This is a genomic window from Paraburkholderia sp. 31.1 (assembly GCF_014397645.1).
In the GTDB taxonomy this organism is placed as follows: domain Bacteria; phylum Pseudomonadota; class Gammaproteobacteria; order Burkholderiales; family Burkholderiaceae; genus Paraburkholderia; species Paraburkholderia tuberum.
Window position 1 is genome coordinate 85,885 of the sequence record NZ_VZQN01000014.1, and the last position, 15,567, is coordinate 101,451.

General features: G+C 61.4%; 10 protein-coding genes. 5 read left to right on the top strand and 5 right to left on the bottom strand.

Translation table 11 applies throughout. The features are described from left to right. Positions 1 to 3: 3 nt before the first annotated feature. From tssH to tssK, 5 genes are all read right to left on the bottom strand, one after another. Positions 4 to 2,760, bottom strand: coding sequence for a type VI secretion system ATPase TssH (gene tssH, locus F6X37_RS13095; protein WP_187611605.1), 2,757 nt, complete (start codon positions 2,758 to 2,760; stop codon positions 4 to 6). A 143-nt stretch (positions 2,761 to 2,903) separates the two neighbouring features. Further along, entirely contained in the window at positions 2,904 to 3,389 is a 486-nt protein-coding gene (locus F6X37_RS13100; protein ID WP_090807873.1) for an Hcp family type VI secretion system effector, read from the bottom strand. 97 nt (positions 3,390 to 3,486) lie between these two features. Further along, complete coding sequence (locus tag F6X37_RS13105) at positions 3,487 to 5,190, bottom strand: OmpA family protein (protein WP_410451307.1); 1,704 nt, start codon at positions 5,188 to 5,190, stop codon at positions 3,487 to 3,489. Positions 5,191 to 5,333: 143 nt separating this feature from the next. After that, on the bottom strand, positions 5,334 to 6,152 hold the full coding sequence (locus F6X37_RS13110; protein ID WP_187611606.1) for a DotU family type IV/VI secretion system protein: 819 nt from the start codon (positions 6,150 to 6,152) through the stop codon (positions 5,334 to 5,336). Further along, on the bottom strand, positions 6,149 to 7,501 hold the full coding sequence (gene tssK, locus F6X37_RS13115; protein WP_187611607.1) for a type VI secretion system baseplate subunit TssK: 1,353 nt from the start codon (positions 7,499 to 7,501) through the stop codon (positions 6,149 to 6,151). Before tssK ends, F6X37_RS13110 begins: the two co-directional genes overlap by 4 nt. A gap of 599 nt (positions 7,502 to 8,100) precedes the next feature. On the opposite strand from tssK, the gene tssB reads away from it, so the two are divergent. From tssB to F6X37_RS13140, 5 genes are all read left to right on the top strand, one after another. Next, complete coding sequence (gene tssB / locus F6X37_RS13120) at positions 8,101 to 8,613, top strand: type VI secretion system contractile sheath small subunit (protein WP_090807869.1); 513 nt, start codon at positions 8,101 to 8,103, stop codon at positions 8,611 to 8,613. Between the two features lie 85 nt (positions 8,614 to 8,698). Continuing rightward, on the top strand, positions 8,699 to 10,261 hold the full coding sequence (tssC, locus tag F6X37_RS13125) for a type VI secretion system contractile sheath large subunit (protein ID WP_090807867.1): 1,563 nt from the start codon (positions 8,699 to 8,701) through the stop codon (positions 10,259 to 10,261). Between the two features lie 96 nt (positions 10,262 to 10,357). Beyond that, positions 10,358 to 12,838, top strand: coding sequence for a type VI secretion system Vgr family protein (locus F6X37_RS13130; RefSeq protein ID WP_090807865.1), 2,481 nt, complete (start codon positions 10,358 to 10,360; stop codon positions 12,836 to 12,838). Positions 12,839 to 12,897: 59 nt separating this feature from the next. Then, positions 12,898 to 14,472, top strand: a complete 1,575-nt coding sequence (locus F6X37_RS13135; RefSeq protein WP_090807863.1) for a lipase family alpha/beta hydrolase — start codon at positions 12,898 to 12,900, stop codon at positions 14,470 to 14,472. Then, on the top strand, positions 14,469 to 15,560 hold the full coding sequence (locus F6X37_RS13140; protein ID WP_187611608.1) for a T6SS immunity protein Tli4 family protein: 1,092 nt from the start codon (positions 14,469 to 14,471) through the stop codon (positions 15,558 to 15,560). The genes F6X37_RS13135 and F6X37_RS13140 overlap by 4 nt, the downstream gene beginning before the upstream one ends. Positions 15,561 to 15,567 lie beyond the last annotated feature (7 nt).

A 15,567-nucleotide genomic window follows, 5' to 3' on the forward strand; every position in this document is an offset into this window, starting at 1 on the left:
CTCCTAGATGCCGGCGTCGGCCGGCACACGTTCGCCCGTTTGCTCCACTGCTGGTGCGTTCGCCCCGGCTGCCGGCACATCATCGTGCTCAACAAAGTCGATCGTGAGACTCCCTTCAGGCGAACTCGACAGCCGGATTTCCGCCGGCGCCGCGCCGTTCGCCATCCGCGTGAGCAGTTCGCGCGACAAGGCGGGCAGGATCCGCTGGTTGAGGAGCGCATCGACGTTGCGCGCACCCGATTCACGCGCGAGGCAACGCTGCGCGAGTGAATCGGTCAGGGCGTCATCGGCGGTCAATGCGACGTCGTGCTGCCTGCGCAGACGGTCGGCGATTTTCGCGAGCTTGAGCCGCACGATCGAAGCGAGCGCACCTGCGTCCAGAGGGCGATACGCCAGCGTCTGGAAGCGCGCGAGCAGCGCGGGCTGGAAGTGCGCAACGAGCTGGGGATGGATCGCCTCGAGCAGTTCGGCCTGCGAGATGGCCGGGTTCTCCGCTGTCGCCTCGTCGATCTGCGCGCTGCCGAGGTTGGAGGTCATCAGGATCACGCAGTTGCGGAAGTCGATTTCGCGGCCTTCGCCGTCGCGCATCATGCCGCGATCGAACACCTGATAAAAGATGTCGAGCACATCGCGATGAGCCTTCTCGATCTCATCGAGCAGCACGACGCTGTACGGGCGTTGCCGCACCGCTTCGGTCAGGATGCCGCCGCGGCCATAGCCGACGTAGCCAGGTGGCGAGCCTTTCAGTTGCGACACCGTGTGTGCTTCCTGGTACTCCGACATGTTGATGGTCGTGAGCGCCGCCTCACCGCCGAATAGCACATCGGCAAGCGCAAGCGCAGTCTCGGTCTTGCCGACACCCGAGGGACCAGCCAGCAGGAACACGCCGAGCGGCGTGCGCTCGCTCTTCAGCCCCGCCTTGGCGGTGCGCAGGCTCTCCGCGAGCGCGGCCAGCGCATCGTCCTGTGCGACGACCCGCTTCGCGAGACTGTCCTCGATCGTCAGCAGGCTCCTGAGTTCGTCCTCGACAAGTTCGCCGACCGGCACGCCGGTCCACTCAGCGACTACGCGTGCGATCGCCTGCGCATCAACGTCCGCAAAAACCAGCGCTGTCCTGCCCTGTGCATCGGCCAGTGTCCGCTTCGCGCTCGCAAGCGCTCCGGCATCCGGTTTTGAATCTTTCGTGTCCCGCTGTACATGCAACGCCTGGACAAGCCCCAACTCATGCTCGTAGCGCGCCTGCAAAGCCATCAGTTCACTGTTCGCATCAGCAAGAGCAGCAATGAGCGCATCACGTCGCGGCGTGACGTCCGCAGTGACATTGCTAGCGCCGGCCCGTTCGTCCGCGTCGAGCGTCGAGCGTTCAATTTCGATCGCGGCGACTGCTGCGCGGGCACGCTGCAGCTCGGACGGCGGCGATTCCAGCCCCATGCGCACGCGCGCCGCGGCCGTGTCGATCAGGTCGACCGCCTTGTCGGGCAACTGCCGGGCCGGGATATAGCGGCGCGAGAGTTTCACGGCCGCGACGAGCGCTTCGTCGCGGATATGCACGTTATGGTGTTTCGCGTAGCGGCTCGCGAGCCCCCGCAGCATCAGACACGCTGCTTCGTCATCGGGCTCGTCGACCTTGATGATCTGGAAGCGCCGCTCGAGTGCCGCGTCGCGCTCAAAATATTCCTTGTATTCCGACCAGGTGGTGGCCGCGATCGTGCGCAGTTCACCACGCGCGAGCGCGGGTTTCAGCAGGTTCGCCGCGTCGGCGCCGCCGGCCGCGTTGCCCGCGCCGATCAGCGTGTGGGCTTCGTCGATGAAGAGCAGGATTGGCACGGGCGAAGCCTGCACCTCATCGATCACGTTCTTCAGGCGCCGCTCGAATTCGCCCTTCACACCGGCGCCTGCCTGCAGCAGGCCCAGGTCGAGCGTCAGAATACGTACGTCGCGGATCACATTGGGCACGCTGCCTTCAGCGACGCGTAGCGCGAGGCCTTCGACCAGCGCGGTCTTGCCAACACCCGGCTCGCCGACGAGGATCGGATTGTTCTTGCGTCGCCGCGCGAGCACGTCGACCATCTGCTGGATTTCGCGTTCGCGCCCGAACACGGGGTCAATCTCGCCGCGACGGGCCTTGTCGGTCAGGTCGATGGCGAACCGGGCAAGTGCCTCGCCGTCGGTCGAGCGCGGCGGCGCATGTTTCGTGGGCGCACTCGTGGCCGACGGCGGTTGGCTTGCGTCGACTCCGGATGCTGACGCTGTCGTTGGCGCCGCCCGTTCTGCTTCGTCGGGCTGGTTTTCGCAGGACTGGTGGCCGAGTCGCGGGATCAGGCGCTGGATCTGCGCGCTACTGACCGACAGCAGCGGCCACGCGTTTTGCGCACGCAGCACGTGCGGCGCGTCAACAATCGCCTGCAACAGATGACCGGAACGGATGGGCTGGTCAGCCTCCTGCGATGATGCCCAGCTCCAGGCATCCTGCAGCACGGTCCCCAGCTGCAGGGAAAGGGCGGGTTTGCCGCGCAGGTTGCGGGGCAGATGATCGATCGCCGCGATCAGCGCGTCCCAGACGGCATTGATGTCGATTCCGTAGTGGCACAGGATCGCAGGAATGTCGCCGTCGTCTGCCTCGATGAGCTTGAGCAGCCAGTGCTCGACGGTGATCTCGTCCGCGAGGCGCGTCTGGCAGAGGCTCGCAGCCGCCTCGAGCGCTCTCGCGCAGTGCGGGTTGAGCCGGCGAAGCAGGTGGGTAGAGTCGCGCAGTGTCATATCAATGCCGTATCACGGAACGGGGCAGAAACGCCGCTCTACCCGTATCAAAAAAGTGCCAGCCCACGTACCGGGGCTGGCAAAAAAGGAACCGGCTGCGGGGTGCAGTACCGGTTCCGGCACAACATGGCTTGTGGCCAGGATCAGGAACGCTCGTTCCAGGTATCCTTGTGGATGATGTTGCCGTCCTTGTACGACCACGTGATCGTCTCGTAGCGCAACTCGACCTCTTCGATGTGGTTGTGCTTCTCGTAGTCCGGATTCTTGATATCGAGCATCTTCGGGTTGACGGCCACGATCTTCACATTGTCGAGCCTGGTGTTGAAGTACTCTTTCTCCTTGCCCGCGTCGTCGATCTTGTACCACTTGATCTCGACCGACTTCAGCGTCTGACCGCTCGTCACCGCCTTGTACAGGTACGGCGTCGACGCATCGGTTTCCTTGGTCAGCTTGATCGGCTTGTGCACGCGCGTACCGGTCAGCTTGCCCGTGTTGCCGTCGGTCGGGATGTTCACGCCATGGTCGAACGCGACGAGCTCGACGCTGCCTTCGCGACCCTGGACTGTCACTGAACCCTTGATGTCCGCACCACCGTCGTCCTTGACCCACATGTAAGCCGGAATTGCCATCTTTCACTCCCTTTTCTGGTACTACGACAATCGCCCGGAGCCAGCCCCGAGCCTCTGAAACCCGAAGCGTTCGCTTCGAAGGCTAAAAAAGGTCCTGCTATCTGGTCGAATCCTCCAACGGGATTTCTTTTGGGGCGTCCGGCACCAGCGTGATTTCGACGCGCCGGTTCCTGGCTCGCCCCTCCTGCGTATCGTTGCTCGCGATCGGCCGCGTATCGCCGTAGCCCTGGATCGCGAACTGCGTGGCGGCAATGCCCGACACCTCGATGAGCCAGTCGCGCACCGCGCCCGCGCGTGCGACCGACAGCGTCAGGTTGCTGTCCGGACTGCCAACGTTGTCGGTATAACCGGCCACGAGAATCCGTTTGTCCGGATGCGACCTGATCATTTCAAGCGCGCCGACCATCGCGCGCGTCGAGCCGGGCTTCAGTTGCGCGCGGCCGCTGTCGAACAGCGACATGCTGTCAAGCGTGACCACCGCAGGTGGAGGCGGCGGCGGCTGGTAGGTTGCGATCGCCTGGTTGAGCGCCGGCATCAACTGCGCACCGCGGTACATGCCGAAGGAAAGTCCGAGCGGCACCCCTGTGCGTGAATAGCGGTCGAGCTGGTCGCGATTGGCCACGAGAGCCTGCAGCGCATCGCGCTTCGCGGCGTCGTGTGCAGCAGGAATCATCGAATATCTTCCGAGATCCGCGCCGATACGGGTGATCAGCGCCTGATTGTTCCTGGCGGCGCCCCAAAACGCCACCGCGATCGCGCAGGCAACCAGAGCAACGGCGTGGGCGAGAGCCGCCAGGCGCGGCGACATCCACAACCGCCGCGGCATGGCCTCGATCAACGGCTGGGGCAGCGGCCACGGCAGCGGGGACGCCGGCAGTGCAGGCGGCACGACCCGGGTCTGCATTTCGACGTCGCGCTCCCAGGGCCTGCCCGGACCGCTCGCCGGCCCGCAATCGATCCAGCCCGCGCCGAACAGTGCCCACGGCGTGGCCGGCTGCCGGCGGTCGCTTAGCACGCCGATCACGACGCGCTGGGTCCAGCCGACGATCGAAGCCAGGCTTGCCGCGCGTGCCGCCACGGCACGGTCGCCTCCGGCCCGCTCAACTTCAGTTTCGGCCGCCTGGACCACGGCTTCAAAACGGCTTGCGTCAGCCAGGCGCGTAGCCGATGACACGCCATACCACTGTGGCATCGCGAGTGTGGCCGGCGCATTGGTGAGCCGCTGGTAGACGGCAACAAAGCCTGGCAGGCGCACGCCGAGCATGCGCGAGGCGTCAGCGACGGACTGCCGCACGACGCGCAGATTCTGCGTCAGGACGTCGTCACCCGCGTGCAATGCCGGCGCAACCGACAGCACGACACCATCGGGTGCGCGCCCATCGCGCCACTGCTTCACGGCCACCGCAAGGCGGGGCAGATCCTGCAGCCGGTCGGCCCGTAGCCATATTGCGCCGTCGCCAACGTGTGCGAGACGCCGCTCTCCGGCAATCCGGTCGAACAGGTTCCCCAGGGCGTCGCCGGTCACGAGCACGAGCGGCATGCGGGTGCGCAGGTTGACCGGGATATTCGACGTAGCGGCGCCGAGTGCAGTCAGTACGTGTACGTTCTGTTCGCGCACGCGTGAGAGCTGACGGGTGCGCAGCCAGATCAGTACCAGCCAGGACAGGACGATGGGGACAGTGAGCGTCCATGCGAGACCCTGTCCGGCGCCCGGTCCCACAGGGACTTCCGTCGGTCGAAGGAAGCCGCCCTGGGGGACAGGCAACACCAGCCAGATAACGGCGAGCGCGAGCGCGGCCATCAGTGTCACGATGGCGCGGAACGGGTAACCCAGGCCCTCCAGCGTGCGGCTCTGCGCCTGGCCCCGCATCTGACCCGACCCGGGGTTCAGTGTGCGGCTCGTGTCCCCGAGCGCCGGCCCGGACGGTTCGTGCAGATCGGACTTCACGGCCGCGGCGCCGTCGGTACAGCTGGTACGAGGTGCGCAATCTGCGCATCGAGCACCTGTGCCCATATCAGCCAGATCACCGCGGCCGCCACGCACGCGAGGCCGGCAATCGCCCAGGGCGAGAGGCGGTAGAACCAGTCCGAGAAGCGCCTGCCGGTACGATCGGCAAAGAAAGGGCGGGCAGCGACCGGGCGCCCCCCAAGGGGACTTCCTTCGGGGCGCCCCCCAAGGGGACTTCCTTCGGGGCGCCCCCCAAGGGGACTTCCTTCGGGGCGCAGTTTTTCGAGTTGCGTATTGAGTGAGGCGATCAGCACGGAACGCTTCGCTTCGCCTTCACGGGCGTAGCGGCCCATGAACCCCATCCCGAGGACCGCCGCGTAGCATTCGAGCAGCGCAATGTGCGGCGACGCTTCACGCATCCGCTGCTCGAGCCGTTCGAACACGCGTTCGCCCGCGTCATGCTTGCCAAACCGCTCGACCTGCAACGGCTGCGCATCCCAGACCGGCTTGTTCTCCGCACTCAGGTTGCGCAGTACGGCCTCGTCGAGCAGCCCGCATTGGGCAACCTCTGCGTCTTCGCGGACGTCCGCCGCAAAACCGCGCTGATCGAGCGCGGTTGAGAAACCCGCCATCAGCTGCTTGCAACGTTGACGCAGGGTAGCAGGGTCTTCCGCGTGGCCACCCTCGGACAATCGCGTCACGAGCAGGGCGGTGTCGCGCAGCAGGTCCCGGATACCACTGGCGGAAGTACGGTTCGCTGAGGCGAATCTACCCATCAGGGCGGTCTCGCCGCGGGCAGGAGTCAACGTGCTCATGAGCGCAACACCGCGTAAAGTTCAAGCGACGCGTCGGGAACCGACGTCGGCAGGTAGATCTGGCAGGCGCGGGCGGCCAGCATCCGCGCGTGCGCGGGATCGCTCGCGTCGAGCGCGAAGTACTGGTTGTCCAGCCGCACCGGGATGGCGGCCGGCACACGCTGCGCGGCCTTCAGCGGAATGCCTGGGAGCGCCGAATTGACGATGTGCTCGATGTCGTCCGGCGCACCGATCTTGCAGAGCTTCGGGAACTGCTCGACGAGTTCGAATGCAGGCGACGCGGCGTGGACCGACAGGTACCAGTCTGCGGAACTCGCTACGATGCGCTCGTCGAGGAACTGGCCCGCCCACGTCGTCGGATTCCTGTGCGTGAGCCCGATCGACACCACACGCGACGGAATGATCGCGTCGAGCAGGTCCCGGATCTGCGTCTCGAGCCTGGCGAATACTTCATCGGCACGTACGTGGTCATACGCCGGAATGTCGCCGAGCTGCGAGCCGGTCGAGAACGTCATGAGGACGCTCGCGAGCTGGGCAAGCGTCGAGTACAGCCGCTCCGGAGGCTGGCCCGGATGCGTCGAGAAGAACCGCAGTTGCGGCCAGACCGTATGGATGCAGTGGAGCAACCAGAACAGCTGCACGTCGGCCACGCCGTATTCGGCAACCTGCTCGATGCGTTCGCTTCTGCGCGAACCCAGTGCCGTGCTCTTCGCCTGCAGGATGTCGGCAAGACGATTGATCCGTTCGACGTGCAGCGCATGACTGCCAAGCGTCAGGCACGGTGGCACGTATCGGTGGTCGACCTGAAATTGCCCGCTCGTGGTACGCGTCAACCGGGCAATCGCACACACCGTGTCGTCGGCATGCGACTCGAAGTCGAACAGCAGTCGCACCGCATGGCGTTCGGCGGCAATCTCGGCCTCGCCGGTACCGTTGAGGTCGATGACCTTGACGAACTCCCGGTATGAGCGCCGCGGCCGCGCCAGCGTCGCTTCGTCGAACCGGCAGTTGCTGCCCGTGACATTGAACAGCGGCAGGGCGGCCAGCACGACCACGCTCTGCACATCGGCCGGCAGTCCCTGCGTCAGATCACGTGCAGGCGGCAACGCATCGGTCACCGTGGAGTCGATCAGTGTGCCGTCCGGAAAACGCAGCTTCAGTCGGGTGAGCTTCAGACGCCCAGCTGCAAGCACTTCCTCGTCGATATCGATGCCCTGCGTGCCCCACGGCTCGGCGACGCAGGCGGCAGCGATCTGGTTCAACGTGAAGTCGACGTTTCGGCCCAGCTGCTGGAAGTGCTGTTGCGTCAGGATCAGCCCTTCGTGAAAGAGCGGTTTATCGATCCGCATGGGTGTGGTTGTGCCGTTATCTTGGATTATGGTGAATGGCGATTCTATACGCGTGACTCGTGATCCGTATACAGTCGCGAGTAGTTAAGCGTGCGAACTACATGAAATAGAGGATGACTATTTTTGAGATATTGTCCATTCCAGCGCAGGCAGTATTCCCGATGCATGGATAGGGACATGTTGCCATCCTACCGCCTCCATGAGTGAAAGATTGTCAGAGATTGTCATACCCTTGTGAGCCAATGCCAGCAAGGGTTTTGTGAAAACTGCCACCCATTCGCATACCGCATTTATCAAATTATTCATATGTGGCGAGTCTGAATACTCATTGAATTGATGATAATTAACAATGATTCGCGATGTCTTTACAATCCGTATCAATTTCACAACGCCGACATACTTTGACTCGGCGCGGGTAAACCTGTTTAATAGCGCGTGGCAATAATGATCGCATGAATGGAGGCCGCGCTATGGGGTACCACAAGGAGTCCTTCGCGAGCGAAACACGCGTATGCGTGTGCGCCCGATCGAAAGAGGTCACCGCATCGCACCGGGCGAGTTCTGCGGGGATCCTGAACGTCGTTCAATAAGGAATACAAATGGACAGCTTCCAGCGCGAAATTCCGAAAAGTCGGGTTTCGATCACGTTAGATTTGCATACGGGCGGTGCCCAGAAGAAGGTCGAGCTGCCGTTGAAGCTGCTCGTCGCCGGTGACTTCAGCGCAGGCAAGGAACAGGCGCCGCTCGCCGAGCGCAAGAAAACGGACATCAACAAGAATAATTTTGATTCTGTTCTCGCTGACTACGCGCCGGACCTCAAGGTCGCTGCGGAAAACACCCTGGCTGGCGACGGCTCGGAACTGCCGGTGAACCTCTCGTTTCGCTCGCTGAAAGACTTCGAGCCGGAACAGGTGGCACGTCAGATCCCGGAGATGCAGGCGCTGCTGGCGGTGCGCAATCTGCTGCGTGACCTGAAATCGAATCTGCTCGATAACGGCACGTTCCGCCGTGAGTTCGAGAAGATTCTGAAGGATAAGCCGCTCTCTGACAAGCTGCGCGGCGAACTCGCACAGATCGCGACGGCGGCCACCCAGCCTGAAGGCCATGCCTGAACGGCGTCGGCCCAAGACGGCCTTCACCGCGTTCCATAACCGGACAGATATGCAGGTAGCGATAGTATCGCAGACAGGACACGAAATGAATCCCACTGAATCGCAGCAAGGCGGCACGACCGAAACCGTCGTGCTGGACGCCCCGCAAGGCAATCATGACAGCAGCAGCGACAGCGTCTACGCGTCCCTGTGCAGCAAGATCAACCTGAAGCCCGTCGCCGAAGCGCGACCGCTCCTGGCCTTCCGCGACAACGACATGCTCTCTGAAGCGTCGGCCGACGAGCGTATCGCGCGCGGCATGGGCGCATTCCTGGATCTCGTGAGCAAGGCGAGCAAGCCGGTCGACCGGCTCGACAAGTCGCTGCTCGATTTCCACATCGGCCAGATTGACCGCCAGATCAGCCGGCAGCTCGACGCAGTGATGCATACGCCGGAATTTCAGGCGCTCGAAGGTCGCTGGCGTGGTCTCAAGATGCTCGTGAGCCGGACAGACTTCCGTCGCAACGCGCGCGTCGAAGTGCTTGACGTGTCGAAGGAGGCACTGCACCGCGATTTCGAGGATACGCCCGAGATCATCCAGAGCGGCCTGTACCGCCTCACCTACATCGAGGAGTACGACACGCCGGGTGGTCAGCCGATCAGCGCGATGATCAGCGACTACGAGTTCACCAACTCGCCGCAGGACGTGGCGCTGCTGCGTAACGTCTCCAAGGTGGCCGCAGCCGCGCACATGCCGTTCGTCGGCTCAGTCGGCGCCGCGTTCTTCGGCAAGCAATCGATGGAAGAAGTGGCCGCGATCCAGGATATCGGCAACTACTTTGATCGCGCCGAGTACATCAAGTGGAAGAGCTTCCGTGACACCGATGACGCCCGCTACGTGGGCCTGACAATGCCGCGTGTGCTCGGTCGCCTGCCGTACGGCAAGGATACGACGCCGGTGCGTTCGTTCAACTATGAGGAAGCGGTCAAGGGTCCGGACCACGACAAATATCTGTGGGTCAACGCGTCGTTCGCCTTCGCGGCCAACATGACGCGCAGCTTTGTCAACAACGGCTGGTGCGTGCAGATCCGCGGCCCGCAGGCGGGCGGCAAGGTCGAGGACCTGCCGGTTCATCTGTACGACCTGGGCACCGGTGCGCAGCCGAAAATTCCGACCGAAGTGCTGATTCCCGAAACCCGCGAATTCGAGTTCGCCAACCTCGGCTTCATTCCGCTCTCGTTCTACAAGAACCACGACTTCGCGTGCTTCTTCTCGGCCAGCTCGGCGCAGAAACCGGCGCTGTATGAGACCAGGGAGGCGACCGCGAACAGCCGCATCAATGCGCGCCTGCCTTACATCTTCCTGCTCTCGCGCATCGCGCACTACCTGAAGCTGATCCAGCGCGAGAACATCGGCACGACCAAGGACCGGCGTCTGCTCGAACTTGAACTGAACAGCTGGATCAAGGGCCTCGTGACCGAGATGAAGGATCCGGGTGACGAGTTGCAGTCGTCGCACCCGCTGCGTGAGGCGAAGGTCACGGTCGAGGACATCGAGGACAACCCGGGCTTCTTCCGCATCAAGCTCTTCATCATTCCGCACTTCCAGGTGGAAGGCATGGACATCGGCCTGTCGCTGGTATCGCAGATGCCGAAAGCCAAGAGCTGATCCGCATTACCTGATGTAACCCCCGCCGGGGCGCTGAAACATGCGTCCCGGCGTTGTCCTTTGCGATATGACGTGTGTTCAAGGGGTCTTTAGAAAATGTCGATGGTTTTGCCTTCCCAGGCCTATGAGCTGAAACTGGCGCCGCACCCGGCGCCGTTCTCGATCCTGAAGTTCAGCGGGCGCGACGCGGTCGGCGAGCTTTACCGGTACGAGATCGAATTCACGAGCCCGATGGCCGGAATTCCGATGGATCAGGTGCTGGGGCGCCCCGCGAAGTTCATCATCGACCCGATCGACCCGAACATGGACTATCTGCGCAAGATGTTCGGCGAGAACGCTGGGCAGTTCAGCAAGATGCCGCCTGCACACACAGTCCACGGCATTATCACGAAGTTCGATGAACTCGGGACTTCGGCTGACGAGACGCGCTACAAGGTCGTGATGGAGCCGAAGCTCGCTGATCTGAATCGCGGCGTCACGAGCCGGCTGTTCCAGAAGCAGTCGGTCGAAGAAATCATTACCGATACGCTGCGCCACTATGGCTTCCGCGCGGGCGTCGACTTCGAGTTCAAGTTACGTGCGAAATACAAGCGGCCCGAGTACATCACGCAGTGCGAGGAAACGACGTTTGCCTTCATCCAGCGGATCTGCGCGGAGGAAGGCATCTGGTTTCGTTTCGAGCAGAAGCGCGATCACGCCGTGATTGTGTTCGGCGACGATCTGGACGCGTATGCCCGCAATCAGCGCGTTGTGCCGTTCCGGCTACACTCGGGACTCGAAAGCGTCGGCGTAGATGCGATCAAGACACTTGAGCGATATACGCAGCGTGTCCCGGAAGCTGTACGTCTGCACGACTATAACCACCGGCAGGCCGACGTGTCGTTGCTCGTCGAGGAAAACGCCGCACGCGGCGACAAGACGACCAACGCGGTTGACTATCGCTGGGGCGAACATTACGAGACGCCTGAAGAAGGGCGGCGCATTGCACGGCTGCGGCACGAAGCCTATCTCGCAACACAGATCACCTACAAGGCAACGGGCAACGCATTCGCCATCGAGGCTGGCGAGGTCGTACGGCTCGACCAGAATCCGGTCGATGCGCCGCATGGGCTTTTTATCACGTCGGTGGAATCCAGCGGTGGCCGCAGCCAGTCCTACACCAATACGCTCACGGCGATCCCGGCCGACCGGGTGTGGCGCACGTCGCTCGATACGATCAAAAGACCGGTGATCGACGGTATCCTGCCGGCGCGTATTACGTCGCCGGGCGGATACAAATACGCGTACCTGACCGAGCAGGGCTGGTACGTGATCAAGCTGCCGTTCGATCTCGACGAGTGGAGCCCGGGTGGCACCAGCCGGCCGGTGCGCCTCGCGAAGCCATACAGCGGCGACAATTACGGCCACCATTTTCCGCTGATCGATGGGGCGGAGGTCGCCATCATCCATACGGCGGGGGATCCAAATCGTCCCGTCATCATTGGTTCGATGCACGACAGTCTGCATCCCGACCTCGTCAATAACCTCAACAACACCCGGAACATCGTTCGTACCGCAGGCGGTACGGAGTGGCGAATCGAGGACAAGGAAGGTGTCGAGCATAGCCACCTGACGACGCCGTACCAGACCAGTGAGCTGAACCTTGGCCACATGGTCGACGCGGATAGTAAGGAACGGGGGCAGGGCGCAGAGTTGCGCACTGACGGACGTGTTGCTGTTCGGGGTGCTAAGGGCGTGCTCGTGTCCGCAGAGGCTCAACCCGCAGCCAACGGACAACAGCTCGGCATGCAGGGTGCGCAAGGCTTACTCGACCAGGCCTTGCAACTGATGAAGGGCCTGGCCGACGCAGCCAGCGCTGCGCAGGCTGTCGCTGCTGACTACCAGCAGCAGCGTGCGTTGCTCGACGATACACTGCGAGATCTCAAAAAGGCCGGCATTCTGGCAACTGCACCGGACGGAATCGGTCTGGTGTCCGGTGATGGACTCCAGTTAAGCGCAGAAAAAAATCTGATCGCAACGGCGGGAGGCAATGCTGATATAGGTGTGATGAAGCGCTTCACGGTTGCTGCCGGTGAACTGGTATCTATCTTCGCCCAGAAGCTCGGATTGAAGCTCTTTGCAGCGAAGGGGAAGGTCGAGATTCAGGCGCAGAGCGACGATATGAACCTGCTCTCCGACAAGAACATGCGAATCACCAGCGCTAACGGCCAAGTAATAATCGAGGCCAAGGAAGAACTGCTCCTCAAGTGCGGCGGATCCTATATCCGGCTGTCGTCGACTGGCATTGAGGATGGCACCAAAGGGAACCGAACGATCAAGTCGGCGGCATTCAGCCGGCAGGGGCCAAGCTCACTCGCAGAGACGGTCAACGCCTGGAAACACGCCCCATACGACGAGGAGTTCACCCTGAAGTGGCCACGTAGCAACGAGCCAGTTCGAAGCCAGGCGTTTTCTATCATTCGCGACGACGGTAGTGTGATCCGAGGCATGACTGACGCTGCAGGGAAAACTGGTCTCCAGAGGGCCATTTTTGCTGAAGGAGTTCGGCTTCGAATCGACTCGGATCCTGCAACCTGAGCGTGGTTTTGCGTCGCTTTGTTGCTTACATATCAAACTAGATCGGAGTCTCGAATTAGATGGCTGCTACTGAACGTGTCATTCAACCCAAAATCGCAGAAGACGGATCCGTTCATTTTTCCTCAGTGACGTCGGCACCCGACGACAGCACTGCGGTGTGCTATATGGTTCCGAAGCGGGCGATCCCTGTCATAGTCGTGCCGGGGGTAATGGGCACCAATCTCGCCGATCTCAAGGACAATCCAGTCTGGCTCGTTGACAGTTCGAAGACGCTCGCAAAATGGGCAATTAAAACTCCTACCTACAGGAAGAACACGCTGGATCCGTCGCGCACCAAGGTGTCAGACCAAGGTTCGATTCCGACTGGAACGGTCCTTTCTGAGGCAGAACTGCGTGGGCGCGGCTGGGGCACCGTCTCGAAGATGTTCTATGGCGATTTCCTGGTCTGGCTGGAAAACGCGCTGAACGATTGCAATCCGGCCACGGATTACGGCAACAACGGTTTGCGCGCCCAACTGGAGCAGGAACTCGTCGCGCCGAACCTCGCCAAGCTTTCGGGCTCAGAAGTCGACCTGTCCTACAAATATTACCTCCCCGTCCACGCCGTGGGATACAACTGGCTCCAGTCGAATGCCGAGTCAGCTCAATGGCTTGCCGATCAGATTGACTCGATCATCGACGGCTACCGCAAACGCAAATACAAATGTGAAAAAGTCATACTGGTGACGCATTCGATGGGCGGGCTGGTTTCCCGATACTGCGCTGAGGTTCTGGATGGCTATCGCGACAAGATTCTCGGTATCGTACATGGGGTGATGCCTGCGACAGGATCGGCCACGGCATATCGACGCGTGAAGGCAGGCACTGAACCAGGGGGGAACCTCATAAGTTACGGGACAAGTCTCGTGCTGGGCAACATGTCAAGCAAGGTGATGCCCGTGTTTGCCCAGTCTGCCGGTCCGCTTCAGTTGCTGCCAAGTCCAGAATACGGACCAGGGTGGCTAAAAATCAGGGACGGCGAGCGCTTGATCTCTTTACCGCTTAAGGGCAATCCATACGATGACATATACACAAAGCGTGGAGCGTGGTGGGGCCTCATTGACGAGGACCTGCTCGACCCTGAAACGAAGTCCACTTCGGACCAGAACTGGGCGAACTTCAAGGATTTGATCGCCAAAGATGTCCGCCAATTTCATCAAGCGATCAGTGGGAAATACCACCCGCACACCTACGCGTTTTGGGGGGACGACAAGGAACATAAAACGTGGGGCGACGTCGTGTGGAAACGCACGCAAGCATCGTCCTTCTGGAACAGTGATGCGTATGACGTCCAGAACAAACCGGTCAATGCAAATAACCTGATGGGCAGGATCGATGTTCTGGCTGGCAATCTCGGTCCGGTGGACGTTCACAAGACCTTCGAACTGCAGGCTGCGGGAGAAAATGGCGACGGCACGGTGCCAATCCGTTCAGGTAGTGCTCCAGCCCCATACGCACAGGCGGCTGTCGGCTACAAGGACGTCGACCACGGTGCGGCGTACACCAAACTCCCCCAACAGAAATTTGCCCTGTGGGGAATTGTGAAAGTCTTGCAGAACGTCGCGGGCACAACGCTGGAATACAAGAAGGCATGAATCTTCGTCATCACACCTTGATCGTGCTGGTGATGACGCTCACTGCCGCCTGTAGCAAACATCCCCTCCCGCTGACCGAACAGGAGAAAACTACTGTGAACGAGTTAACCTCGGATTTGAAACCCCGCTGCGTGGGGCGTTACCTGATTGATGTACCGGACGACGCGCTATCGATAGGTACCACGCGCATTCAGGGGGTCACCGTCGAGACGAAGCGCATGTCGGCCGACGAGTTCACTCGGGAATTGACCGCCTATGAGGCGAGTCTGAAGGCTACAAAGAATACGCACGGCTATCGCGTTTTATACGACTATGGACAGGTGCCCAACACGCCGCAGAGCCGCTACTTCGTGACGTTGAGTGATCTTGAAGATACCGCTGATCTGGGCCGTGCTATCGAAGCGTACAAATGGGACGCCGGATACCGGATCAAGCTTCGTATCGAAGCCACCGATTCAATTCATTCGGAATTCGAAGTTAGAATGAAGGGTACGCCGTACGAAGTGAAGGACTGGAAGGTGAACGACGTTCCTGAGAAAACCCGTCTGGTTCTCAGCCTGGCTGCGAATGTTCGAGGCCGCCCGGAGCATGAGATTCCCACCGAACCTGGTGTGTGCTTTCGGGATGGCTTTTTGCCGCGCAAGGCCGCGACTGGCGAAGAGGTTAGTGTCCTCTTCGCGCTGAAGAACCAGCCTGACGTGTCTTTTGATCTGCAATCCAACACTGACTTGCGGGATCCACAGAAAGACACCCTCCCAAATCGCCTGCCGCAGATAAAAATAGACATGAAGGACGCTAACGGTCGCATTATCCGGGCCGCCCCGGTATCCATCGGCGACATCAAGGCTGACGAGTTGCTGGCCTCTGCCACAACGGAGGCCAGGATTCCCGGGCATTTGTTCACGCTGGAGGCTAATACTACGATCAGCGGTGCCCTGACGCCGTATCTGGTGCTGGATATGAAGAATGGAGGCTTCAATGCCTTTACGGCAGACGACCTGAAAAAGGCTTCACTCACGGAAGGCGAGGCCATTGCCTTGTGGGACGCCGTGTCCCGCACGCTGCGCCCGCGCCCGAACGGGTTCTGAAGGAAGC